General features: G+C 76.2%; 1 pseudogene. It reads right to left on the bottom strand.

The annotated features are described in order from the left end of the window. Nucleotides 1-311: 311 nt before the first annotated feature. A pseudogene (locus tag GT042_RS29505) lies at nt 312-559 on the bottom strand (transcriptional regulator); the annotation flags it as partial.

Raw genomic sequence — 559 nt, forward strand, 5'->3', positions numbered from 1 at the left:
GCCGCCCTGCCGGAGCCGGCCACCCGGGGCCGCCACCCGGCCCACCCGAGCCCCGCCGCGCGCCGTCTGCTCCAAGCCCTCATGGCTCCTCCAACTCGTCTGTGGGCGAGCGGAGTTGCGGGACAAGTTGCACACCCGATCCGCCGACGACCCCGCCGAATCGGTTCACGCTACTCGATCCCCGTGCCCGGTTCGCCCACTTCGGCGACTTCTCCTGACGAGGCGTCATACGCCGGCCGTCACACCCCGGCGTCACACACCCGGCGTCGCACGCCCGCCGTCACACACGCCCGCCGTCACACTGCTCGCCGTCACACGCCGCGCAGCGCCTTCGCCAGGGCGCTGTCCCCCGCCACCTCGATCCGCCCGTCCCGCACCCCGTCGGCGAGCGCGAGCGTCCCGGCGCCCACCGCGCGGCACGTGTCGGCGTCCAGGACGAGGCAGGCGTCGGGGGCGTCGGCGGGACCGTCGCCGTACGCGACCCCGCCGGAGCCCGCGGGGCCCGACGAGTCCGAAGGGTCGGACGGATCGGACGGGCCCGAAGGCCCACCCCCCAGCC

Source organism: Streptomyces sp. SID3212 (genome assembly GCF_009865405.1).
GTDB lineage: Bacteria > Actinomycetota > Actinomycetes > Streptomycetales > Streptomycetaceae > Streptomyces.